Source organism: Parascardovia denticolens DSM 10105 = JCM 12538 (genome assembly GCF_001042675.1).
GTDB lineage: Bacteria > Actinomycetota > Actinomycetes > Actinomycetales > Bifidobacteriaceae > Scardovia > Scardovia denticolens.
The window spans coordinates 1,299,917-1,324,134 of record NZ_AP012333.1 but is presented as its reverse complement, the minus strand read 5'-3'; the positions used below and the strand labels follow the sequence as shown (position 1 = coordinate 1,324,134).

The 24,218-nt window shown below is 57.9% G+C and carries 18 protein-coding genes and 1 pseudogene; 16 read left to right on the top strand and 3 right to left on the bottom strand.

All coding sequences use genetic code 11. The features are described 5' to 3' along the window. Positions 1-25 precede the first annotated feature (25 nt). The 9 genes from PSDT_RS05500 to guaB all read left to right on the top strand — a co-directional run bounded on the left by PSDT_RS05500 (position 26) and on the right by guaB (position 9,611). Entirely contained in the window at positions 26-790 is a 765-nt protein-coding gene (locus PSDT_RS05500) for a hypothetical protein (RefSeq protein ID WP_006288931.1), read from the top strand. Between the two features lie 129 nt (positions 791-919). Next, complete coding sequence (locus PSDT_RS05495; protein WP_036737545.1) at positions 920-1,774, top strand: carbohydrate ABC transporter permease; 855 nt, start codon at positions 920-922, stop codon at positions 1,772-1,774. Beyond that, positions 1,771-2,610 carry a carbohydrate ABC transporter permease gene (locus PSDT_RS05490; protein WP_006288933.1) on the top strand — a complete coding sequence of 280 codons (840 nt, stop codon included), beginning with the start codon at positions 1,771-1,773 and terminating at the stop codon, positions 2,608-2,610. Before PSDT_RS05495 ends, PSDT_RS05490 begins: the two co-directional genes overlap by 4 nt. 347 nt (positions 2,611-2,957) lie before the next feature. Continuing rightward, positions 2,958-4,283 carry an ABC transporter substrate-binding protein gene (locus PSDT_RS05485; protein WP_006291882.1) on the top strand — a complete coding sequence of 442 codons (1,326 nt, stop codon included), beginning with the start codon at positions 2,958-2,960 and terminating at the stop codon, positions 4,281-4,283. A 303-nt stretch (positions 4,284-4,586) separates the two neighbouring features. Further along, positions 4,587-5,213, top strand: a complete 627-nt coding sequence (locus PSDT_RS05480; protein WP_006288935.1) for a YesL family protein — start codon at positions 4,587-4,589, stop codon at positions 5,211-5,213. 47 nt (positions 5,214-5,260) lie between these two features. Continuing rightward, on the top strand, positions 5,261-6,136 hold the full coding sequence (locus PSDT_RS05475; RefSeq protein WP_006288936.1) for an L-threonylcarbamoyladenylate synthase: 876 nt from the start codon (positions 5,261-5,263) through the stop codon (positions 6,134-6,136). Between the two features lie 36 nt (positions 6,137-6,172). After that, a complete protein-coding gene (locus tag PSDT_RS05470) occupies positions 6,173-7,336 on the top strand; it encodes an MraY family glycosyltransferase (RefSeq protein WP_006288937.1) in 1,164 nt (387 codons plus the stop codon). Beyond that, a complete protein-coding gene (locus PSDT_RS05465; protein ID WP_006288938.1) occupies positions 7,333-7,989 on the top strand; it encodes a hypothetical protein in 657 nt (218 codons plus the stop codon). Before PSDT_RS05470 ends, PSDT_RS05465 begins: the two co-directional genes overlap by 4 nt. Positions 7,990-8,066: 77 nt before the next feature. Then, a complete protein-coding gene (guaB, locus tag PSDT_RS05460; RefSeq protein ID WP_006288939.1) occupies positions 8,067-9,611 on the top strand; it encodes an IMP dehydrogenase in 1,545 nt (514 codons plus the stop codon). Between the two features lie 109 nt (positions 9,612-9,720). Here guaB and PSDT_RS05455 read toward each other — a convergent pair whose 3' ends face one another. Further along, positions 9,721-10,254, bottom strand: coding sequence for a peptidylprolyl isomerase (locus tag PSDT_RS05455; RefSeq protein WP_006288940.1), 534 nt, complete (start codon positions 10,252-10,254; stop codon positions 9,721-9,723). 224 nt (positions 10,255-10,478) lie between these two features. Next, positions 10,479-12,227, bottom strand: a pseudogene (locus PSDT_RS05450) (glycoside hydrolase family 13 protein). Between the two features lie 394 nt (positions 12,228-12,621). Here PSDT_RS05450 and orn point away from each other — a divergent pair. The 4 genes from orn (at position 12,622) to PSDT_RS05425 (ending at position 17,827) form a co-directional block, all read left to right on the top strand. Next, the gene (orn, locus tag PSDT_RS05445) at positions 12,622-13,350 is read left to right on the top strand and encodes an oligoribonuclease (RefSeq protein WP_006288941.1); all 729 of its coding nucleotides are present in this window, start codon (positions 12,622-12,624) and stop codon (positions 13,348-13,350) included. A gap of 109 nt (positions 13,351-13,459) precedes the next feature. Beyond that, positions 13,460-14,944 (top strand): ATP-dependent DNA helicase, encoded by a 1,485-nt coding sequence (locus PSDT_RS05440; RefSeq protein ID WP_006288942.1) that lies wholly within the window; start codon positions 13,460-13,462, stop codon positions 14,942-14,944. A 127-nt stretch (positions 14,945-15,071) separates the two neighbouring features. Next, a complete protein-coding gene (locus tag PSDT_RS05435) occupies positions 15,072-16,865 on the top strand; it encodes a proline--tRNA ligase (RefSeq protein WP_171820999.1) in 1,794 nt (597 codons plus the stop codon). Positions 16,866-17,269: 404 nt separating this feature from the next. Further along, positions 17,270-17,827 carry a single-stranded DNA-binding protein gene (locus PSDT_RS05425; protein ID WP_223293548.1) on the top strand — a complete coding sequence of 186 codons (558 nt, stop codon included), beginning with the start codon at positions 17,270-17,272 and terminating at the stop codon, positions 17,825-17,827. 276 nt (positions 17,828-18,103) lie between these two features. Here the strand turns inward: PSDT_RS05425 and PSDT_RS05420 are convergent, their stop codons facing one another. Further along, the gene (locus PSDT_RS05420; protein ID WP_006288945.1) at positions 18,104-20,191 is read right to left on the bottom strand and encodes a M13 family metallopeptidase; all 2,088 of its coding nucleotides are present in this window, start codon (positions 20,189-20,191) and stop codon (positions 18,104-18,106) included. A gap of 384 nt (positions 20,192-20,575) precedes the next feature. Between PSDT_RS05420 and map the strand changes: the two genes are divergently transcribed. The 3 genes from map to ftsE all read left to right on the top strand — a co-directional run bounded on the left by map (position 20,576) and on the right by ftsE (position 24,207). Continuing rightward, positions 20,576-21,373 (top strand): type I methionyl aminopeptidase, encoded by a 798-nt coding sequence (gene map, locus PSDT_RS05415; RefSeq protein ID WP_006288946.1) that lies wholly within the window; start codon positions 20,576-20,578, stop codon positions 21,371-21,373. Positions 21,374-21,615: 242 nt separating this feature from the next. Beyond that, entirely contained in the window at positions 21,616-22,749 is a 1,134-nt protein-coding gene (prfB, locus tag PSDT_RS05410) for a peptide chain release factor 2 (RefSeq protein ID WP_006288947.1), read from the top strand. A gap of 117 nt (positions 22,750-22,866) precedes the next feature. After that, the gene (gene ftsE / locus PSDT_RS05405) at positions 22,867-24,207 is read left to right on the top strand and encodes a cell division ATP-binding protein FtsE (protein ID WP_006288948.1); all 1,341 of its coding nucleotides are present in this window, start codon (positions 22,867-22,869) and stop codon (positions 24,205-24,207) included. Positions 24,208-24,218 lie beyond the last annotated feature (11 nt).

Sequence of the window (24,218 nt, the reverse complement as noted above, 5' to 3'; positions counted from 1 at the left end):
CTGTGGTTTCGAGACAAGGAGCGCCATGCCGATGAGTAGCGAGCCGAAAAAGCGGAAGGGCCGCATCCATAAAGGCAACAGCGATTTCCGTCTCAGCCTTTTCGTGGTCCTCTTCATGGCCTTGTCGATGGTCGCCACGGTCATGGTCGGCAACGACGGCCTGACCTTAGGGAAGATCCCCATGCCCGTCCTGACGGTGGCCGTCCTGTGCGAGGCCGCCTCCTGGATGGCCCTGCCCCTGGTGGCCTGGCTTTTCCTGGACCATTACGAGAATTGGGGGCTCAAACCTCGTTACGTGGGCTTCCTCCTGGCTCTGGGGCTGATTTGCGAGCCTCTTTACGATTATGTGTCTTCAGGCACTTGGGTCGATTTGCGCAGCCAGAACCCGGTTCTGGCCTTGGCCGTCTGCGCCTTCGTCCTCGCCATCTGGGACTGGCTCGGACGCTTCGAATCCTTCACCCGCTGGATCTGGCGGATCATCGCCGTCATCATCGGCTTGACCTGGATCTTCGTCTTCCGTCTGGGCTTCCGTCAGGAGCTCCTCTACCAGGGGATCAGCCTGCTGGGCTTTGTCCTCATCTTCCGCGCCTTGGGGGATAAAGAGAACACCATGACTTACGCGGCTGGCGTGTGGGGCGCCTTGGGCATGCTCATGCCCGGCATCGGAGTCCTCTTCATCCACGCTCGCAACGACGAGGAGTGCTATCCTCATCCTTTCTTCCGATGGATGCTTTTCTTCGCCTACCCGCTGTTGCTTGTGGCCTTCGCCCTCATCCGTTTCGCCATGTGAGATTTCCTCTGGCGCTTCAAAACTCGTTCCGCTTGCTGGAAAATTCGCCGCCACGCCAATGTTTACGGCAATTAGAACGTGTGTATAATGAAATGGATATATAAGGCTCAAAGTAGAGTGGAGGATTTCATGATTACCATGACAGGAAAGTCGATTAGAAAGTGGTGGGCCTTATTCACCCTTCCCACTTTCGTGGCTTTCATAATAGGATTCGTCGCGCCTTTTCTCATCGGCGTTTGGCTGAGCTTCTGTGATTTCACCACTATCACCGATGCAACTTTCGTGGGGGCGTCGAACTACCAACACATTTGGGACGACGGGACTTTTCTGCATTCCCTCCTATTCACCGTGGCTTTCACCATCGTGACGACCATCATCATCAACATCCTGGCTTTCGCCGTGGCCTATATGTTCACTAAGGCCATGAAGGGGGCCACCATCTTCCGCTCGGTCTTCTTCATGCCCAACCTGATTGGCGGCATCATCCTGGGCTGGATTTGGCAGATCATCATCAACGGTATTCTGTCAAACTGGGGCAAATCCCTGACCTATTCGGCCAAATACGGATTCTGGGGCTTGGTGATCCTCGTCTGCTGGCAGCAAATCGGCTACATGATGGTCGTCTACATCGCTGGGCTGCAAAGCTTGCCGACCGACGTGCTGGAAGCGGCTCAAGTGGATGGGGCCAGCCCCTCGCAGACCATGTTCAAGGTCATCATTCCCTTGATGATGCCTAGCATCACGGTTTGCACCTTCCTGACAGTCACAAACGGATTCAAGCTGTATGACCAGAATCTGGCCCTGACCGCCGGGAACCCCGCTCATCAAAGCGAAATGCTGGCTCTGAACATCTTCAACACCTTCTATGGTCGTGTAGGTTTTGAAGGCGTAGGGCAGGCCAAGGCCGTGATTTTCTTCATCATCGTGGCCGTCATCGCTCTCATCCAAAACCGTCTGACCACCAGCAAGGAGGTGCTGGCATGAATCAGAAAGTCAAGCATGAGCCCCTCTGGGTGACCATTTTCACGCTGATTTCCCTCTTGTGGGTTTTCCCCATAGTCATCATTCTCTATAACTCTTTCAAATCCAAGACCTACATTTCCTCGGTCTATACCTTCCAGCTGCCCAACGCCAAATCCTTTGTCGGCATGGCCAACTACACGACTGGAATAGATGCGACCAATTTCTGGTCCGTCTTCTGGTGGACCGTGGTAGTGACCGTCGGATCAGTCCTGCTCATTCTCCTGTGCACCAGCATGTGCGCCTGGTGGATCGTACGTGTCAACAACTGGTTCGCCAAGTTCATCTACGTCCTCTTCCTCTTCAATATGATCGTCCCTTTCCAGATGGTCATGTTCCCCCTGTCCAAGATCTCCGACAGCCTGGGGCTGAACACACCCTGGGGGCTGTGGGTCATTTACCTCGGTTTCGGCGCAGGTCTGGCCGTCTTCATGTTCACGGGTGTGATCAAGGGACTGCCCGCCTCCATTGAGGAAGCGGCCATGATCGATGGAGCCAGCGTTCCTTACACCTTCTTCCGAATCGTGATTCCGCTCATGCGGCCCAGCATCATTTCCGTGGCGATCTTGCAGACCATGTGGATTTGGAACGACTATCTGCTTCCTTATCTGACTTTGGATCTGAACAAGTACAAGACCATTTCCATCGCCGTCCAGTATCTTAAGGGCGGTTATGGGTCCGTTGACATGGGTTCCATGATGGCCTGCCTGGTTCTGGCCATCATCCCCATCATCGTCTTCTACCTGATTTGCCAGAAATACATCATTTCCGGTGTAATCGCAGGGGCAGTCAAGGGCTGAGCGAGTCGTCCGGCTGTCGGTAAGCGGCAGCCGGACGACCTGAAAAAGAAGAGGTCAAGTTTGTTTTCCTCCGAGTATGGATTACGACACGAGGGTTTGAACGTTCAAATAAATAAGTGTAGGATTGGATGCCGTATGGTGGCAAGGATCCATCATGCGGCATTCAATCCTGACAGGGAAGGCGGAAAGGTAGGAAGAAAGATAACGACCATAAAGTCGTCGGCTTTCCCTAGCCCCGGCCTTTCTCTGAGGAAACAATGAAATGGTTCCTGATTTGTCGGAATCATCGTTACGGTCTGACAAGGCAGGAGCCATAGAAGATGATTCATAAAAAAAGGAAAGGTTCGATGATGAATCGTGCAGTAACGAGGATCGTGGGTGCTGTAGCCGCATCCGTATTGGCGCTGGGCGGGTTGGCCGCCTGCGGAAGCTCAGGCAGCTCCAATGGCAAGGGTCAGGTCTACTACCTCAATTTCAAGCCGGAAGCGGCTGATGCATGGAAGAAGATCGCCGCTGAATATACCAAGGAGACAGGCGTTCAGGTGACTGTCCAGACCGCGGCCGCCAATACTTATGAGCAGACCCTGAAGTCCGAGATGGCCAAATCCAACGCCCCTACGCTCTTCCAAGTCAACGGTCCCGTCGGCCTGTCCACTTGGAACAAATACGCTTCCGACATGAGCGGCACCTATGTCTATAAAAACCTGCAGAATGCGGATTTGGCGCTCAAACAGGATGGGGTGGTCAAGGGCGTGCCTTACTCCATGGAAACCTACGGCATCATCTATAACAAGTCTTTGCTCAACAAGTACTTCGGTGAATCCTGGGCGACAGTCAAGTCTATGGATCAGCTCAACTCTTTCGCTAAGCTGAAGACCGTGGCTGATGAGATCCAGGCTCACAAGTCCGGTTTGGGCGTTTCCGGAGCTTTCACTTCCGCCGGTTTCGATTCCAGCTCCGACTGGCGTTTCAAGACCCACCTGGCCAATATGCCTCTTTACTTCGAGATGCAGGCCGACCACGTCACCGGTCAGCCAAAGACCGTCAAGGGGACTTACCTGAAAGCCTACAAGAACATCTTCGATCTCTATCTGACCGATTCCACTACCCCTCGCACCCAGCTTTCCTCCAAGACCGCTGATGACGCCACCTCCGAGTTCGCCACTGACAAGGCCGTCTTCTACCAGAACGGTACCTGGGCTTGGACCGACCTCAAAAAAGCCGGCTTCAAGGCCAGCGACATCAGCATGATGCCTCTGTATATCGGTGTTGGCAATGAGGCCAAGCAGGGTCTGACTACCGGTTCCGAGAACTACTGGTGCATCAATTCCAAGGCTTCCAAGGCCGATCAGAAAGCCACCGCTGACTTCCTCAAGTGGATGGTCTCCTCCAAGAAAGGCCAGAACGCTATGACCCAGGACATGGGTTTTGTCACCCCCTTCAAGGATATGGCTTCCATCAAGTCCGACAACCCCCTGGTTGAGATCGCTCAGGGAGACGCCAAGTCCGGCAAGAAGGACGTCACATGGAACTTCACCATCATGCCTTCCGAAAACTGGAAGAATAACCTCGGCTCCGCTCTGCTCGCTTATGCTCAAGGCACTGGCAAATGGGACGGCGTGAAGAAGGCCTTCGTTGATGGTTGGAAGACGGAGTATGACGCCACTCACTAGAGACTGATCGCGGTCATTGAATTTAATGACCGCTAAGCCACTTCCCGGTTTGTATGGAATGGGCATCCTGCATTAGCAGGATGCCCGCTTTTTATTGAATGCCTGTTTTGTGTTTAACGCGCCTGCCTTTTCATAGAGTCGTCTGCTGGTTTTGCGCGGCTCGTTCGCTTTCTGTGGACTAAGTCAGAGTTTTAAAAATCTCCCTTTATCTTCCGCTTATCTTTTTTAATAAATCGGCTTAGTACACACGAGGAAGAAGAGAATCATGTCTGGACATCCGTCTCGTGAATAGACTGGATACTTATGGGACATTTCTTCGACCAGGATTCCGGTTTCATGCGGGCTTTATGGTGGTTCACCGACGTGGTGTTGATCAATCTCTATCTGCTGATCGCTTCCATTCCAGTGGTGACCATCGGAGCGGCCATAACCGCCGCTTACGACACGGCACGGCGTTCACAGGAGGATCGCGGAGGGCTGACCGGGAATTATTCTCGATCTTTCGTCCGGAATTTCAAGCAGTCCACGATAATCTGGCTGCCCTTCGCCCTAATGGGAGCTGGGCTGGTCTATTCCTGGCTTGTCTTGCGGATTCCGGCCCTCCTGCCTTTCAAAGTCGTACTGACTCTTGTCTGGCTTTTTGGTTTCTGGTGGGTTTTCCCCGTGCAGTCTCGTCTGGAGAATTCTGTCGGTAGTACGGTGAAAAACGCTTATATTTTTTCGATTTCCTACCTGGGAACGACTTTAGGGATCGCGGCGATTGATGCTTTCTGTCTTTTCCTGTTGTGGGCTTCCGTGCGGTACTGGATCCAGTCGGTCTTCTTCCTGGCGGTCATGGGGCCGGGCATGATGGTTGCCTTGCATGTTCCTCTGATTGAAAAAGCCCTTCAACCATATACGAATCCGAATCGAAATAGGCGGAAAAAATGAAGTCGAATGGAACGGAAAAGGCAATGGAGGATATGACGGGGAAGAGAATGAACGCAGGAAAGCAGGATGAGACCGGTCGCCAAAACCGCCATCCAACTATTCGTCAAGCCGGACCTCAGACCGCCGGCGAAGTGAAAAACCTCCTATCCGCAGGTCATGTGGTCGTGATTCCCACGGACACGGTCTATGGAATCATCGCCGATCCGCGCTCACAGGTGGGGGTGGGCCGGATCTTCGAAGCCAAATCCCGGCCGCGGACGAAATCGGTTCAGATTCTCTGCGCGGACGCTCCCCAGGCGCAAAAGCTCGGTCTTATTTTCCCGCAAATCTACCAGGACCTGCTCGCCGAATTCCCGAAGGGGGCTGTCTGTCTGGTCTGCCCGGTCAAGGATGATTGCCAGCTGGTCACCACACGGCAGGAAAAGGGCTACCGTTCGCAGGCAGTCCGTTTTCCCGCCGGTCGGCAAGCGAGGGCGATCATCGACTTCGTCGGTCCCGTCGCCGCGTCCAGCGCCAACCGTTCGGGTGATAAATCAGCCACTACCGTCCAAGAGGCAATAGCCGAACTCGGCGGATCGGTCCCGCTCTACCTGGACGGGGGAGCGACCTCTGGGCCGGTGGCCAGCACTGTGATCAGCCTCGATCCGGCCAGTATGGCCCAGGCTTTGTCGGGCGAAGAGCCGCTCAATCCCCAGTTGAAAGTCCTCAGACGGGGGGTCGTCCCGGAATCGAGCCTGAACGCTTGGGCTCTGAGCCGGGTCCGAGGCCTTGGGGGCGAGAATCGACTTCCTTCCGGTCGTCTCCCCCCCGGTCCTCCTGCCCCCACTGTTCCTCCTGCCCCCACTGTTCCTCCTGCCCCCACTGTTCCTCCTATTCCCACTGCCCCTCCCATTCCTCCCCGTCCTGTAAAGTCAGGGCGGTAAAATGACCATACAAACTGTCTAGGAGGTCCCGCCCGGATGCGTGTGTATATTTTCATCGCCGCTGTCGCTGGTGGCGTCACCTGGCTCATCACCCCCCTCATCCGTCACCTGGCCATTGAGATCGGGGCTGTGGGGGAGGTGCGCGCCCGCGACGTGCATACGGTGCCGACCCCCCGCATGGGCGGTTTCTCCATGCTTATCGGCCTGGCCGTCTCCCTGCTTTTCGCCAGCCGGCTTCCCTTCATTTCCACGGTTTTCGAGCAGAACCACGTCATTTGGATCGTATTGCTTGGAGCCGCCCTCATCTGTCTTTTGGGAATCCTGGACGACATCTTCGACCTGGACTGGATGCTGAAGATGTCCGGCCAACTGCTGGTCTCCGTCCTCGTTTCCCTCGGAGGGCTGCAGATCGTCGCCCTGCCTTGGGGCGACGGGCTCATCACCGCTTCACCCAGTCTTTCCATGGCTCTGACCGCCTTCATCCTGGTGGCCTCCATCAACGCCGTCAATTTCGTGGACGGGCTGGACGGCTTGGCCGCCGGAATCGTGGCCATCGGCGGCCTGGCTTTCGGGGCCTATTCTTACATCATCGCCCGCTCCTCGGCCAGCTACGCATCAGTGGCGACCCTGCTGGACGTGGCCCTGGTCGGCATCTGCGTCGGCTTCCTTCTGCACAACTGGCATCCGGCCAAACTCTTCATGGGTGACGCCGGTTCCATGCTGCTGGGTTACCTGATCACCTGCGCCTCCATCATGATGACCGGCCGTCTTGACCCGACCGCCATCCACGCCAGCCTTTATATCCCGCTTTTCATGCCGATACTTCTGCCGATCCTGGTGCTCTTTCTGCCCTTCCTCGATGTGGTCCTGGCCATTGTCCGCCGCCTGAGCAAAGGCCAGTCTCCCATGCATCCCGATCGGATGCACCTGCATCATCGGATGTTGCGGATCGGCCACAGCGTGCAGTCGGCCGTTTTGACCCTGTGGGGCTGGGCCGCTTTGATTTCCTTCAGCTCCGTATTGACCCTTTTCGTCCGGGTCCGCTATGTTCTGATTTTTTTCGTGATCATCGCTTCGGCTTTGACCATCATCACCCTGGCCCCATCTTACAAGCGACGCCTCGCTGAGGCGCAGGCCCGTCATGGAGACGAGAGGGGACAGGCCGACCAGCTTCCTCGAAGACAGGAGTCCCAAGCATGACCGAAGAGAACGCTTTCCGCAACAGAGACATCAACAGCACCGGCAACGTCGACGGCCAGAATCTTGGCCTTGCCCAAGGCGAGGCGCGAGATCAAAACGACCGAATACAGGATGTCCCGGCCAAAACCACTGACTCCGCTCAAGGCGACGGCCGGTCTCCGAAGTCTCTGACCACAGACGATTCCCCGGTGGATGACCCGACCATGGACCAGGTGATCCGACAGACCAGGGAAAGGGAGAAACGCCCCCTGACCACTGCCATCCTGCCCGTCATCCGCTGGTCCTTCGCCGCCCTTTTCCTGCTGGCCCTGGCCTCGACCATCTTCTTCTGGTTCCGCTCGGGGACGCCCGGCTTAGTCGGCGGCCTTTGCGGCCTGGTAGTCGTGGGCATTTTCTGCCAGATGACCCCGACCAGCATGGTCCTCTTGGAAAAGATGGGTCTGAAAGGAAAGCCTTTCATCTCCGGCTTCGTCATGATCTGGGTCTTCAAATTCCTGGCTGTGGCCATCATCGGCTTCCTCGTGGAGGCCTTCCTGCCTTTGGATAAGACCGCTCTCGCCTGGACCATCCTCGTCTGCGCGGCCGTAATCGTCCCCATCAATGTTTTCGGGGTCATGAAAGCCCGCATCCCTCTGAACCCTCCTGAGGACTGAAGCCTAATCTCACTATCCGAAAAAAATGCCCGCAAGGGGCGGAAGCGTTCGTCAAACCGGGTCTCTACAGTGAGCGTATGGCAATAGAAAACGCTTTGAACACAGAACCATATTCCCCTCTTCCATCCCCCTTCCAAAAGCTTGGCTTGGCCTATGACGACGTGCTTTTGCTACCCAACGAGTCCGATGTGATTCCGTCCGAAGTGGACACCACCAGCCGTCTGACCAGGAACATCACCATGAAGGCGCCGGTCCTGTCCGCCGCCATGGATACGGTCACCGAGTCCGACATGGCCATCGCCATGGCCCGCAACGGCGGCATCGGCGTTCTTCACCGCAATTTGAGCATCGAGGACCAGGCCAACCAGGTGGATCTGGTCAAGCGCAGCGAGTCTGGCATGATCACCGACCCCCTGACCATCGGGCCCGACGCCACCCTGGCCGAGCTGGACAAGCTCTGCGGCACCTATCATGTGTCCGGTCTGCCCGTCATCGACGCCGACCGTCGCCTGCTGGGAATCATCACCAACCGCGACATGCGTTTCATCGATCCCGAGGACTACGACCGCCTGCGCGTATCCGACGTGATGACCAAGGAAAACCTGATTACCGGCCCGGCCGACATCTCCAAGGATGACGCCCACCGACTGCTGGCCCAGAACAAGATCGAGAAGCTGCCTTTGCTCGACAAAGACGGGCGTTTGGCCGGCCTGATCACCGTCAAGGATTTCGTCAAGACCGAGCAATATCCCAACGCCACCAAAGACGACCAGGGCCGCCTGCGCGTGGCCGCGGCCGTGGGCTTCTTCGGGGACGCCTGGGAGCGTTGCACCGCTTTGATGGAAGCTGGCGTGGACGTGTTGGTCGTGGACACCGCCCACGGTCATGCCAAGCTCATGCTGGAGATGATCCAGCGGCTCAAGTCCGATTCCGCTTTCAAAGGCGTTGACATCATCGGCGGTAACGTGGCCACTCGCGAAGGCGCCCAGGCCTTGATCGACGCGGGCGTGGATGGCGTCAAGGTGGGCGTTGGCCCCGGCTCCATCTGCACCACCCGTGTGGTCGCCGGCGTCGGCGTTCCTCAGCTGACCGCCGTCTACGATGCCGCTCAGGCCTGCAAGGCAGCCAACGTTCCTCTGGTCGCCGACGGTGGCATCCACTACTCTGGCGACATCGCCAAAGCCCTGGTGGCCGGAGCCGAAACCGTCATGCTGGGTGGTCTCCTGGCGGGTACCGAAGAGGCGCCCGGCGAGATGGTCATCCTTCAAGGCAAGCGTTACAAGGTCTACCGTGGCATGGGCTCTTTGGGCGCCATGGCCCCCCGCGGCAAGAAGAGCTATTCCAAGGACCGCTACTTCCAGGCCGACGTCACTTCCGACGACAAGGTGGTTCCCGAGGGCGTGGAGGGCGAAGTGCCATACGTTGGCCCGCTCAACTATGTGCTCTATGAGCTCTTGGGCGGTCTGCACCAGACCATGTTCTACACAGGAGCCCGCACCATTCCGGAGCTCCAGGCCAAGGGGCGTTTCATCCGCATCACCGCTTCAGGCTTGCGCGAATCCCACCCGCACGACATCGTCATGACCAAGGAAGCCCCGAATTACACCGGCTTCCACGAGTAAACATTTATATTGAACATATAGAAGTGGCACTGAACGAAGGTAATAAAACCAAAATGATTATTTTCCGCCGTTTTCGATTTTTGACTTTCGTTTAGTGCCACTTTTGTTTTTACTCAGCGACTTCGATGCTCTCGATGAAGACGGGCTCGAGAGGCTGGTCGCCTCGACCGGTCGCAACGGCGTCGATTTCGGTCACAACCTTCTGGGAAGCGGCGTCGGTCACCTGGCCAAAGATGGTGTGGTGCCCGTCCAGCCATGGGGTGGGGACGGTGGTGATGAAGAACTGTGACCCGTTGGTCCCGTGCACCTTGCCATCGGAGTCGCGGCGCAGACCGGCGTTGGCCATGGCCAGCATGTAAGGCTGGTCGAACTTGTGCTGGTTGATCTCGTCGTTGAAGGAGTAGCCGGGGCCGCCGGTGCCATTTCCCAGAGGGTCGCCGCCTTGGATCATGAAGTTCTTGATGACCCGGTGGAAGGTGGTCCCGTTGTAAAGGGGATCGGTGCGCTTCATGCCATCGAGTGGGTCGGTCCATTCTTTGGAACCGTTGGCTAGGCCGACGAAGTTGGCGACGGTCTGGGGCGCGTCTGCCTCGAAGAGCTCCACGGCGATATCGCCCATGGAGGTGTGGATGGTGGCTTTCATACGAATTCCTTTCGTTTGATTCGGTTTTCTGATTTTGTTTTATGGTTTTTGGTTGATCCAGTTAGTCCGGTTAGTCCGGTCACCCCGGTCGATTCGGTTGGTCCGATGGTAATCGTCGATCCCAGTCTACTGGAAGGTCTGTTGCGGAGAGTGATTGGTTTGCTGAGCGGTTGAACTGGCGGGGGCGGTTGGATGTCGAGCAGTCGCTTTCGGCCCAGCTGCTTTTAGCCCAGCCTTATCCAGGCGGACGTATCTTGAGGGAGACGGCCTTCGGAATCCAAAGGGCCAGAAGGCAGAAGGACCTGGCCAGCCGGCAAGTTGATGGGCTGTGCCCCGAAATTGGTGATGCAAGCCCACCCGTTCGACCGCTTGTAGGCGATGATTCCTCCGGTAAGGCCGTTGGCCCCATCGGGCAGGTTATCGCTGCCGTTGATATCCAGCCATTCCAAGGAGATGTCGGGGCACTGCAAACGATGGCGCAGAGCCAAGGCCTGTCGGTAGAAGGCCAGCATGGACGAAGGGTCGCCTTCCTCTTCGTTGACGCTGAAATCCTTGAACCAGGCGGGCTGGGGCAGGTGAGGCTCGACCTTTTCGCTATCCGAAGGGCGGCGAAGGGAAAAGCCGAAAGAGCCGTCCGAACCCGTCGAATCCCAGGGGAGGGGGACCCGGCAGCCATCGCGGCCTTTGGCCAATCCGCTTCCGCTGGTGTTGAAGGCGACCGGATCTTCCAGCCGATTCCAGGGAATGTCGGCCACTTCGAAGAGGCCCAGCTCTTCGCCTTGATAGACGTAGGCGGATCCAGGCAAGGCCATCTCCATGAGGAGGGCGGCCTTGACCCGTTTGGTTCCCAGGGGCCGGTCCTCTTGATAGGATTCCCCGTTGCGCAGGATCCAGTCATTGGCGAACTGGTGGTAATTGCGGGTGGGGACCTGGGGAAGGGCGAAACGCGTGGCGTGTCGCGGCATGTCGTGGTTGCTCAGGACCCAGGTCGCCGGCGATTTCGCCCTTTCGGACATAGCGACCCCTTCCCTGATGGCAGTTTCGAACTGGTCGCGGGACCAGTCCATCTTGGCGAACTCGAAGTTGAAGACCTGCCCCAGCTCGTCTTCGGAGGCATAAAGATACTGTCGGTCGGGATTGACCCAAGCCTCCGCCACGGAGAAGCGGCGGGGGCTGTACTGATTGAAGACCTTGCGTCACTCGCGGTAAATCTGGTGTACTTCGTTGCGGTCATAAAGCGAGTAGGAGCCATCGGAAGGCAGACTGGACGGAATCACGCTGTAATCGTCGAGATTCGGCCGGTCCAGGTCCTTGGCCAGGCCGTGGGCCACATCGACCCGGAAACCGTCAGCCCCATGGTCGCACCAGAAGCGGATGGTTTTCAGGAAGTCCTGATGCACGTCAGGGTTGTCCCAATTCCAATCGGGCTGCTCTTTGGTGAACAAGTGCAGGTACCATTGGCCATCCGCCACCCGGGTCCAGGCTGGCCCGCCGAAGGTGGAGGACCACTTGGTCGGAGGCAGCTCGCCGTTTTCGCCCCGCCCATCCCGGAAGATGTAACGGTCCCGCTCAGGGGAGCCGGGGCCGGCCGCCAAGGCCGCCTGAAACCAAGGGTGATGGTTGGAGGAATGGTTGGGAACTATGTCCACCATGATCTTGAGCCCCCGGCTGTGGGCGGCCTCCACCATGGAGTCGAAATCGTCCATGGTTCCCAGCCGGGGATCGACCGTCCGGTAATCGTCCACATCATAACCGCCATCGGCCAGCTGCGAAGGGTAGAAAGGGGAGAGCCAGAGGGCGTCGACCCCCAGCTTCTCCAGATAATCCATATGCTTGGTGATGCCGGCCAGGTCCCCCAGTCCATCGCCGTTTTCGTCCGCAAAGGATCGGGGATAGATTTGGTAGATGACGGCCTGCTTCCACCAGTTGTCGGGGTTCGAATCGTCGATGATGGTTGGGCTGTCGGCTTTCATCGCGCTGTTGGCGGTCGTGGGGGACGTATCGTCTGTCATGGTCTTCCTCCGTTGAAGATCTTTTTTCCTGCCCGCTCATCGGCGCTAGGTCCGGGTCTGCTTCGTCGCGAGCTGCTGCCGGTTGTTACAATCCGTTGCAAATCGTTGCAAGGCATTGCAATCGTCGCGAATCATTGTGAATCGTTACGAGTCAGTGCAAACTATTGCAAACGATTGTAAACGATTGTAAACGATTGCAAATCACTGCAAGTCCATTGTCATGATCCATGCCTGTCATCGATGAACGAGGATATTCTCACTCTATCGGCCCGTCTGGCCAGAATCTCTCCCCGCGGAGCATACCCTGTGCCATAATGAAATGTTCACAGGCAAACAAGCCAAAGGTAGGTATGAGATGGTCGTTGCGGATAACCATACGGCGCATTCGGACAATCAGATTTTCGATCCGGCCAAGTCCCTGCTGATTTGGATCGATTGCGAGATGACGGGGCTTGACATCGAGCACGACGAGCTGTGCGAAGTCTCCGTTGTCCCCACCGATTTCAATCTGAAAGTCCTGGACCAGGGGATCGACCTTGTGATCAAGCCTTCCCAGGCGGCCGTGAATCATATGGGCGATTTCGTCAGGCGGATGCATGCTTCCTCCGGCCTGATCAAGGAATGGGAGCAGGGTCTGTCCTTGGCTGAGGCCGAAGCCCGCGTGATCGATTATGTCAAGCCTTTCTTGCCCGAAGATGGCCAGGGCAAGGCCCACCTGGCCGGCAATACCATCGGATCGGACAAGAAGTTCCTAGACCGGTTCATGCCCGATCTCATGGGGCTTCTGCATTACCGGACCATCGACGTGAGCACCCTTAAGGAGCTCTCCCGCCGTTGGTATCCGGACGTATATTCTCAGCGCCCGGTCAAACACGGAGGTCACCGCGCCTTGGCCGATATCATCGAATCCATCGACGAACTGCGGTATTACCGTTCGGCCATGTTCCTGCCTGAGCCGGGGTTGGACGCCGACCAGGCCCAGGCCGCTTGCCGGCAGGTGGAAGAGACCAGCCTTCTGCGGGCATACGAGCAGGCAGGGGATCCTTTGACCGATCAGGCCTCCGCCGAAAAGCGAGATTACTGATTTGGAGCCATTGATTTGGAGCCATTGATTCGGGATCTCGGCTTCGAAGTCATTGATTCGAATCCCCGGCCTCGGGGCCGCTGATCCAGAGAAAGGTCATCGCCGAAAAGTGAAACAGTCACAAGCGCTCGCCATCCTTTCCAGCGGGGTGCCGGTTTTCCTGACTGGGGCCCCGGGGTCAGGCAAGACCTACGTCCTCAACGAATTCGTCGACCAGGCCCGGGCCCAAGGGCTCACCGTGGCCATGACCGCTTCCACCGGCATCGCCGCCACCCACATCAACGGCCAGACCATCCACGCCTGGTCGGGAGTCGGCTTGGACACGGTCCTCACCCCGGATGTCCTGAAACGCATCAAAACCCGGCGGCGCAAGGCCATCAAGGCCACGGACGTCCTGGTCATCGACGAAGTCTCCATGATTCATGCTTGGCTGCTGGACATGGTGGACGAAGTCTGCCGGGCGATCAAACGGTCCGACCAGCCTTTCGGCGGCATCCAGGTGGTCATGTCCGGAGACCTTTATCAGCTGCCGCCGGTCAGCAAAGCCCGGACCAATGCGGATCTGGTGAATGCGGGCCTGGCTTACACGAATTCGCGCCAGCGCTATGCGGCCTTGGGCAAGGACCCGGAAGGCTATGTGACCGAAGCCCTCTGTTGGGAGGTCCTAGATCCGGTCGTCTGCTACCTGACCGAGCAGCATCGTCAGGACGATAGCCAGCTCTTGACCGTTCTTTCGAATATCCGCTCCGGCCAGGTCAGCCAGGATGATTGCGACCTGTTGACGACTCGGGTGGGCCTTCTGCCGAAAGAGGGGGAGGCGACCGTCCACCTCTTCCCGATGAACAAGACGGCCGATACGCTCAACATGGCCAAGCTGGCACAAATCAACCAGGAAGAGCATGTTTTCCTGGCGACCGAGGCCGGGGCCGCCCCGCTGGTGGACAGGCTCAAGAAGAACATGCTGGCTCCGCAGAGGCTGGTCCTCAAAGTCGGGGCGACGGTCATGGCCTTGCGCAACGATCCGGAGCGCCAGTACGTCAACGGGTCTTTGGGGACGGTGGCCGGCTTCCTGCCCGGGAGGAAAGGGGGATACCCCCAGGTGAAGTTCGATAATGGCCACTTGGTCACCATGGCTCCGGCCGCTTGGGAGACCCTGGACGGGGAGATGGTTCTGGCTTCGGTCAACCAGGTCCCCCTGCGTCTGGCTTGGGGGATTACCATCCACAAGTCCCAGGGGATGACCTTGGACCGGGCGGTCATGGACCTGCGTCGGACTTTCGCTCCAGGGATGGGGTATGTGGCCCTGTCCCGGGTGGAGAATCTGGAAGGCCTTTATCTGACGGGGATCAGCAACCGGGCCTTCCTCATCTCCCAGCAGGCGATCATGGGGGATTCCGATTTGCGGCGGGCCTCCGAAGCCGCGGCGGCCATCTTGGAGAAGGAAGGGGCGGCCTCCTTCCGGATTCAAGGCGAAAAGCAGGCTCAGGTCGGTAAGGGCGGCCGATCTTCGGGAAGGTTGGCAGGACAGGGGGCGGATTCGGATTTGGATTCGGAGTCGGTCTCGGACGAATTCGGCCAAGGGCAGCTTTTCTGATTCGTCCCGCCCGCTTCTTCCGGCTTCCTTCTTCACTCCCGCCCGATATCTCCCTAACTTCCTCTCACTCACACCCGCTTCCGTCGGCTTCCTCCCTCGTCGATAAACGCCTGTAATGTGTGGGGTTATGAGTTCTCAAGCACTACGTATGTCTACCTTGTTCCTGCGCACTTTGCGCGACGACCCGGCCGACGCTGATGTGGATTCCGCCAAGTTGCTCATCCGTGCCGGCTATATTCGCAAAATCGGCCCCGGCCTTTATTCCTGGCTGCCTTTGGGTCTGAAAGTCCTCAACAAGATCGAGGCCATCATCCGTGAGGAGATCAACGCCCTGGGGGCCCAGGAAGTGCATTTCCCCGCTATGATGCCCCGGGAGCCTTACCAGATGTCCAATCGCTGGGAGGAATACGGGGACAACATCTTCCGCTTCAAAGACCGCCACGGGGCCGATTATCTGCTGGCCCCCACCCATGAGGAGATGTTCACCCTCATGGTCAAGGATATGTATACCTCTTATAAGGACTTGCCCGTCACCCTCTACCAGATCCAAGGCAAGTATCGCGATGAATTCCGGCCTCGAGCCGGCATGATTCGCGGCCGTCAGTTCGTCATGAAGGACGCCTACTCCTTCGATATCGATGAGGAAGGCCTGAAGAAATCCTACCTGGCTGAGAGGGCGGCCTACGAGCGGATTTTCCACCGCCTGGCTGTCGATTATGTGATCGTCCACGCCGTCTCAGGACCTATGGGCGGCTCCGAGTCCGAGGAATTCCTGGCTCCTTTGCCCATCGGGGAGGATACTTTCGCTTTGGCTCCTTCCGGCAAGGCATGGAACGTGGAGGCTTTGACCACTCCCGCCATGGATCCGGTCGATTATTCCCAGACCCCTGCGGCCACCGTGGTGGACACCCCTGATTCTCCCACCATTGACTCTTTGGTCTCTCAGCTGAACGCCAGCTCGCCTCGCGAGGATGGCCGCGCCTGGGCCGCCAGCGATGTGCTGAAAAACCTGGTCATCGCCGTTAAGCATCCTGACGGTCAGCGGGAGCTGGTGATTGTGGGCGTTCCCGGCGATCGCGAAGTGGATATGAAGCGTTTGGAAGCCAGCTTCTCCCCGGCTGAGATCGAGGAAGCCACCGAAGAGGACTTGGCCAAGCATCCCGAACTGGTCAAAGGTTACATGGGGCCGGGCGTCGTGGGGCCTCAGGGCCGCCAGGTCGGCAACAAGAAGGCTTTGACCTACCTGCTGGATCCTCATGTGGTGGAAGGCAGCGCCTGGGTGACCGGCGCCGACCATGCTGGCAAACATGTGCGCGATTTCGTCTATGGGCGCGATTTCAAGGCTGATGGCAGGGTGGAAGCCGTGCAGGTGCGCCACGGCGATATGAGCCCTGACGGTTCCGGCCCTTTGAGCTTCGAGCGCGGAGTGGAGATCGGCCAGGTCTTCCAGCTGGGGCTGAAGTATTCCAAGGCCATGGGGCTCAATGTGCTGAATCAGAACGGTAAGGCCGTCCCTGTGTGGATGGGGTGTTACGGCATCGGGGTCTCCCGCGTCATGTCCTGCATCGCCGAAGCCCATCATGATGATAAGGGGCTGATTTGGCCTTTGTCCGTAGCTCCGGCTCAGGTCCACCTGATTGCCACCGGCAAGGACCAGAAGGCTTACGATTTGGCTGAGTCCTTGCTGGGTGACTTGGAGAAGGCCGATGTGGAAGTCCTCTACGATGACCGTGCGAAGATGTCTCCTGGTGTGAAATTCAAGGATTCCGAGCTTCTAGGCCTGCCTATGATCGTGGTCGTCGGCCGGGATACCTTGAGCGACGGCACGGTGGAAATCCGCAACCGGGCCACGGGCGAAAAGGATGTGGTCCCGCTGGATCAGGCCGCTCAAGCCGTTCAGGACCTACTGTTCCGCTTGTAGGATCTGCTGTTTCATTCATAGGACCTGTTGTCCCGTTTGCAGGACCTGCTTGAACCAAGGCCTACCTGTGCTTGTCTGGATTTTTCCGGGCCAGGGCAGGTAGGCTTGTTTTCTCTCTTCTGTTCTCTTCCTCTTTTCTCTGCTTTTCTCTTCTATCCTTTCGTTTCGGTCTTTTCGTTTTCTTTGATTTCGCCCCTTATCCACATCACTTATCCCCATGAGGGAAGGCAGATGTGGAGAAGAGCCGAAAAATGGCACATTTGACCACATTGGTCTTTCCTGTTGGCATCCCGGCCTCGTCTGGCGCATAGTGGAGACGTATCCGGATGACGTTGTCCGGAGAAGACTCAATTAGCTGTCCGCAGAATCCTTCCGCGGACATGCCGCCGGATTAAGGAGGAATGATGAGTCAGCAGGCGATGGTCACCGTTATCGGTTATGTGGGGCAGGAGCCCAAGAGGATCAGTCATGACCAGTCGATCCCCGTGTGCCGCTTCCGGATCGCGGCGACCAGGAATTATTGGAATCGACGGGCCCAACAGTGGCAGGAGGCTTCCACAACTTGGCTGGATGTGCGCTGTTACCGGGAGTTGGCGACGAATGTTCTCACCTCGGTGCATGTGGGCGATCCCGTCATCGTGGTCGGGAACGTCACGACGGATCAATGGCAAAAAGATGGGAGGAACCATTCCATGACCATCATCGATGCAACCGGCATTGGACATGATTTGGCTCTGGGACGTTCCGCCTTCATCCGTATGAAACCTTCCCAGCAGGATTCTGCCGAAGAGTCCGTGGTCCACAAGCCGGGAGGGGCTGAGGGGAAGGCCCTCCCGGACGAGTCGGGAGGCTTGAACCAGGGGACCGCGCCGGGAGCCGATGAATTCGGTTCCTTCGAGCGGGACCCTGAGCCTTCGGGTCAGCCCGCTTTCCAACAGGAGCTTGTGGGGCAAGAGGCGTAGACGCCTAATCCCACTGGACTTATTCGGGTCCTTTGGGTTTCCGCCGGTTCTTCAAAACCTCAGTCCTTCAGTCCTTTAAGCCGCCAACCCGTCAATACGTCAGCCCTTCAGCCTTTTGGTCTTCAGTCCTTCGACCTTTCACTCTTCTCTTTCCTGAGAATGGCAAAGGGTGGGAAGCCCGGTCGGCTTCCCACCCTAGGGCCAGGACGCTGGTCACATCCGTCAGGAGGGTCTAACTCACCAAAGCGGACTCAAAGACCTACGCTCGTCCTGTGGTCACCAGATGCGAACGCGCTTGTCGGGCTCGATGTAAAGGGCATCGCTGGGTTGAACGTTGAAAGTCTCATAGAAACGATCGACGTTGGCCACGATGCCGTTCACGCGGAATTCGGCGGGGGAGTGGGGATCAATCTGCAGCATCTGCTCCGCATAACCTTCCGTGGTCTTCTCGCGCCAGATATGAGCGTAAGAAAGGAAGTAGCGTTCCAATGCGCTCTTTCCGGAGATCACGCCCAACTTCTCAAAGGCCTTGTCCATTTCTTCGCGGGAGTCATTCTGAGCTCCAGCGGAGATGGCCAGGGCCTTGAGGGAGATGTTGACGCCGCTCAGGTCACCGATGTTCTCGCCGGTGGTGAAGCCTCCATTGACGTGAGGCATGCCGTCGGCCTTGCCTTCCTCCTCGTACTTACGAGCGACGACCAAGGGGGTGAAATGGTTGTATTCGTCGATGAGGTCGGCGGTGCGGGTCTTGAAATTCTCATGATCCTGCTCCGTCCACCAGCTGGTCAGCTTGCCATGGCCATCGAACTCGCTGCCTTGGTCATCGAAACCGTGGCCGATCTCGTGACCGATCACGGCGCCGATAGCGCCGTAGTTCGTCGCGTCGTCGGCATCTGGGTTGAAGAAAGGAGGCTGCAGAATGGCGGCCGGGAAAACGATCACATTCGTGGTCGGATTGTAGTAAGCGTTGACCGTCTGCGGGTTCATCAGCCACTCGCCCTTGTCGACGGGCTGGCCGACGCGGCTCAGGTTGTAGCCATTGGACCATTGGGCCGCGTTGAACATGTTCTCCATAAGGGAATAGGAGTCCTGGAGGTCCAAGGCCGAATAGTCGCGCCAACGCTCGGTATATCCGATCATCGGGGTGAACAGGTCCAACTTGTCCAAAGCCTTCTTCTTAGTTTCCTCACCCAGCCAGGTGCTGCCAGAGATGGATACGCGGTAGGCGGAAATCAGGTCGGCCACCAACTTCTCCATCCGCTCTTTGCTGGAAGCGGGGAAGTAGCGCTTCGCGTATTCCTTGCCGATTTCTTCGCCGCAGATCCCGTCGATCAGACGGATGGCGCGACGCCAAGGCTCGCGTTGCTTGCTGGTCCCGAACAGGGTGGTGCCGTAGAAGTCGAAATGGATCTGATCCAGTTCCTCGGTCAGATAGGCGGACCAGTGGATGAGCAGGTGGGCCTTGAAGATCAGCTTGAGGTCTTCCAAGGAGGCCTCTTGCCAGACCTGATCAAAGCCCTCCAAGAAGCTAGGCTCGCTGACGATGGCGCCATCGAAGGCCTTGTGGATGTCCACATGGAAGGCGGAGGCGACGGAAGAGGAGTCGAACTCCTGCTGCCAAGCGTCAAGCCAAGCGGACAGGTTGAAGTTGGTCAAGGCCTTTTCGACCTCTGCCAGGCCGAGCTTGTTGTAGGTGGCGTTCACGTCGCGGGTGCGCACGTTGTCCCAGTGATGGGCGGCGATCTTGGTCTCCAAGTCGAGCACGCGCTGGCCCAGTTTCCTTCCTTCCTCCTCATCGGAAGCATCGCCGGAGAGGGCGAAGAACTTGCCCAGCATGACCGGGTAAGCGGCCCGCACGGAGGCGAAGTTATCCTCACGGTAGTAGGATTCGTTGGGCAGGCCCAGGCCGCCTTGTTCCATCACCAAAGCGTTGGTTTCCGGGTCCTTGGGGTCGGCGTCCACGAAGAATTCAAAGGGCAGGGGGCCGTCGGAGACGTTCAGCTTGCCCAAAACGCGGGTCAGCTCCTCCTTGTTCGAGGCCGCCTCAAGGGCGTCCAGCTGGGCGCGGATGGGCGTGATGCCGGCCGCCTCGCGCGCCTGCTTATCCAAGTAAGCGTGGTAGAGACCAGCGGACTTGGGTGCGGTTTCAGGGGAGTTGTCCAAAATGTCATGGACGTGCTCTTCGGAATCCTCAATCAGCTGGTCGAAGGAGCCGAAGCGGGGCCGGTCTTCGGGGAGCTGATACGTGTCGAGCCAGGGTCCGTTCACGTAACGGAAGAAATCATCCTGGGGCTTGACGGTGGAGGAGAGGTTATCAAGGATGCCTTGCAATTCGGCATTGGTTTCATTATGTGTTTGTTCCATGCTCCTAACCTAGCAAGAAGAGGCGAACGGACGGGGCCGCGGTTTTTGGCGGAAGTCCGTATCCCAAGAAAGGACCATAGGAAGGCCCATAGGAAGTAGAAGTATTAGGGGAAGCGTCATGGGAAGGGCCGCAGGAAGCGTCATGGGAAGGGCTATGAGAGGGGGCTTGGGAAGAGCTTCTTCACGAGCCCGCAAGCAAGAGTGAAAAGGACGCGATTCCGTCTGCCGAAGGGGGCGACTACTATAGTGGAGGTCAATGGATGAACAAGGTCTTCCGAAAACCAAGGTTGGTTTCGCAAGGCGTCGTCGAGTTTCGCTCGCCGCCGCCCCGTCCGATCACGAAGGAATCGGAAGAAACCAGAGGAAACGGATAGGCGAATACCGATGATCGAGTTGAAGACTCCGCAGGAGATCAAAGAGATGCGTGCTGCCGGCGCTTTTGTCGGTCAGATTCTGGAGCATTTGAAGGAAACCACGACGGTCGGCACGAATCTGCTGGACATCGACAACTACGTCAAGGAACAGATCGAAGCCCGGCCGGATGCCGAGTCCTGCTATGTGGATTACGCTCCCGATTTCGGTACCGGTCCTTTCGCCCACTACATCTGCACGTCCGTCAATGACGCCGTCCTGCATGGGGTTCCCTTCGATTATGATCTGAAGGACGGGGATTTGGTCAGCTTGGATCTGGCCATCAACGTCGCCGGATGGGTGGGGGATTCCGCCATCAGTTTCGTGGTCGGCCAGGATAAGCGCCCGGAGGACCTCCGCCTCATCCAAGCCACGGAGGAGGCCCTGCACGAAGGCATCAAGATGGCCATTCCGGGGAACCGCTTGGGCGATATTTCCTCCACCATCGGGGAAGTCGCCGCAGGGTATGGATATCCGGTCAACCTGGAGTTCGGCGGCCACGGGGTGGGGCATATCATGCATGGAGAGCCTTATGTGGCCAACGATGGCAGGGCCGGTCGAGGTTATCGCCTGCGCCCGGGGCTGGTGATCGCCATCGAGCCTTGGTTCTTCCAGACGACGGATGAGCTTTACCAGGATTCCAAGGACGGCTGGACCCTCAAATCCGTGGACGGCTCCCGTGGGGCTCACAGCGAACACACCATCGCTATCACCGATGAGGGCCCGATCATCCTGACCAAGCGCCCCCATGAAAAGGACCTCCTCAAGTAGCTTCATTTAAGTAACTTCCTTAAGCAATTAGTGATTTTCAAGCAGCTTTCAAGCAGCTTCCAAGTGGCCCCTTCAAGCAACGTTGAATCAAGCAACCTTGGATCAAGCTGCTTTGGACGGCCATTACGTGCTTTTGGGTTGATTTGTAAGCGAAATGTGCAAATATCCTCCCCTTTGTGCTGAGGATGTTAAAAAATGGCCTATTTCCTTGCTTTTGGCCCTTATGCGTTAAGGTTAGGTTTGTGGCAGACTATGACTTTACTCAGGATTTAGGCGAAGCGCGTTCCAAATACGAGACCATAACCCAGGCGGTGGGCTTGGATTCCTTGCGCGGAAAAATCGCGGAATTGGAAAAACAGGCCAGCGCCCCAGGGCTGTGGGACGACCCCGAAACGGCTCAGAGGGTCACGTCGAACCTGTCCGCCAGCCAAGCCGAATACAAACGCCTGACCGAGGCCGGTCAGCGCCTTGACGATATCGACACCCTCTACTCCTTGGGAATGGAGGAAGAGGATGAGGACAGCAAGCAGGAGGCTTGGAGCGAGCTGAAAAAGCTGTCCAAAGACCTGTCCGACATCGAAATCCAAACCTTGCTTGACGGCGAGTATGACAACCGTGCGGCCGTGGTCACCATCCGTTCCGGCGCGGGCGGGGTGGACGCCGCCGACTGGGCCCAGATGCTGATGCGCATGTATATCCGCTGGGCGGAAAGGCATCAGTACAAGGTCCAAGTGATCGACACTTCCTACGCTGAAGAGGCCGGCATCAAATCGGCCACCTTCCGTGTGGACGCCCCCTACGCTTACGGGAAGCTGTCAGTGGAGGGAGGGACCCACCGCCTGGTCCGCATCTCTCCCTTCGACAACAATTCCCGTCGGCAGACCTCTTTCGCCGCCGTGGAAGTGATCCCCTTGGTGGAGCCGACAGACCACATCGACGTCCCGGACAGCGACGTGCGCGTGGACACCTATATGTCCCACGGCCCCGGCGGGCAGGGGGTCAACACCACCTACTCGGCCGTCCGCCTGACCCACTTGCCTACCGGTATCGTGGTCACTATGCAGGATGAACGCAGCCAGATCCAGAATCGGGCGGCCGCCATGGCCGTCCTCCAATCCCGCCTTCTGGTCCTCAAACAGGAGGAGGAAGCGGCGAAGAAGAAGGAATTGGCCGGAGACATCAAGGCCTCCTGGGGCGACCAGATGCGGTCTTACGTCCTGCATCCTTATCAGATGGTCAAAGATCTGCGTACAGGCTACGAGACTTCGGATCCCCAGGCCGTTTTCGACGGGGACATCGACGGTTTCATCGACGCCGGCATCCGCTGGCGGCATCAGCAAAGGAAAGAAGCACGACAGGAACAGGAGGCCCGGTAGGCCGGACGGTCTTGACCCCAAGTCGGTCCCATCGGGCCGGTTCGTCGGGGAAAGACCTAGGAAGACCCCTGAAGGCCGTCAGGCTTTCAGCAAAGGAATTTCAGTAAAGGAATTTTTATGGCTTTGATTACTTTGGACCACGTCAGCAAGATCTACCCGCATGCTTCGCGCCCGGCTTTGGACAAGGTCGATTTGAGCATCGACCGGGGCGAGTTCGTCTTCCTGGTCGGCGCTTCCGGCGCGGGCAAGAGCACCTTGCTCAGCCTGCTTTTGCGGGAGGAGGAAGCGACGGAAGGAGACATCCGCGTGGCGGGGAACGACCTGCGGCGGATGCCGAACCGTCATGTGCCCCAGTATCGCAGGACCATCGGCTTCGTCTTCCAGGATTACAAGCTTCTGGAGAACAAGACGGTCTACCAGAACGTGGCTTTCGCTTTGGAAGTGATCGGCACCAAACGATCCACCATCAGGACTCTCGTGCCTCAGGTGCTGGAGGCGGTCGGCCTGAAGGGCAAGGAGGACCGTCTGCCCCACGAGCTGTCCGGCGGCGAAGTGCAGAGGGTGGCCATCGCCCGCGCTTACGTCAACCATCCGCAGATCATCCTGGCCGACGAACCGACCGGGAACCTGGACCCGACCACCTCGGTGGGGATCATGGAAGTCCTGGACGCCATCAACCGGACCGGCACCACCATCGTCATGGCGACCCACAACGAGGAAATCGTCAACTCCATGCGTAAGCGGGTGGTTGAGCTGCATAACGGCACAGTCGTCCGTGATGAGCGGAAGGGCGGCTATGATTCGTCGGTCTACTTCCCCGATGAGGAAGTGGAGGCGAATTCGACGGCTCAGAAATCAGCCCAGAAGTCGGCTCAAAGGTCCGCTCTGAAATCGGCCTGGAAGACCGGGGCTAAGGACTTCGAAGCGACCGGTGCCGATGATTCGCCAGCCGTGTCTGCTTCCGCCGCTTCTCTCGCTTCCACCTCTACGCCCGACTTCCTTTTCAAGGCCGATCTCTCCAAGTCCGGGGGGAATGATCGGGCTGACTTGGATGGAACCGAGGAAGACCGTGACGCTGGTCTACGTCGTCTTGCCCGCAACGTCCATTCCGGCAACACCGGCCGCTACTCCCAGACTTTCCAATCGGTGGAGGACACCCTGACCTGGGGCAAAGGCCTGATGGGGGAGGAATCCGAACGGAAGCCGGACCAATCCAAGCAGCCGGATCAGTGCTCAGACCAATCGGAGCAGTCGAATCGGCAATCGGAGCAAGGGCAAGGCCAATCGGAGCAGAGGCCGGATCAGGCCTCCATACAGGAGTCCAGCAACCAAGCCGCAGACAATCATGAAGGCGATAATCAGGAAGGCCACGACAATCACAATCATGAGGACCACGAAGTCCAAAAGACCGACCAAGCCGCCGAGACCCACGACAAGCAGCAAGGCAAGCAGGACTAGGAAGGACAGCG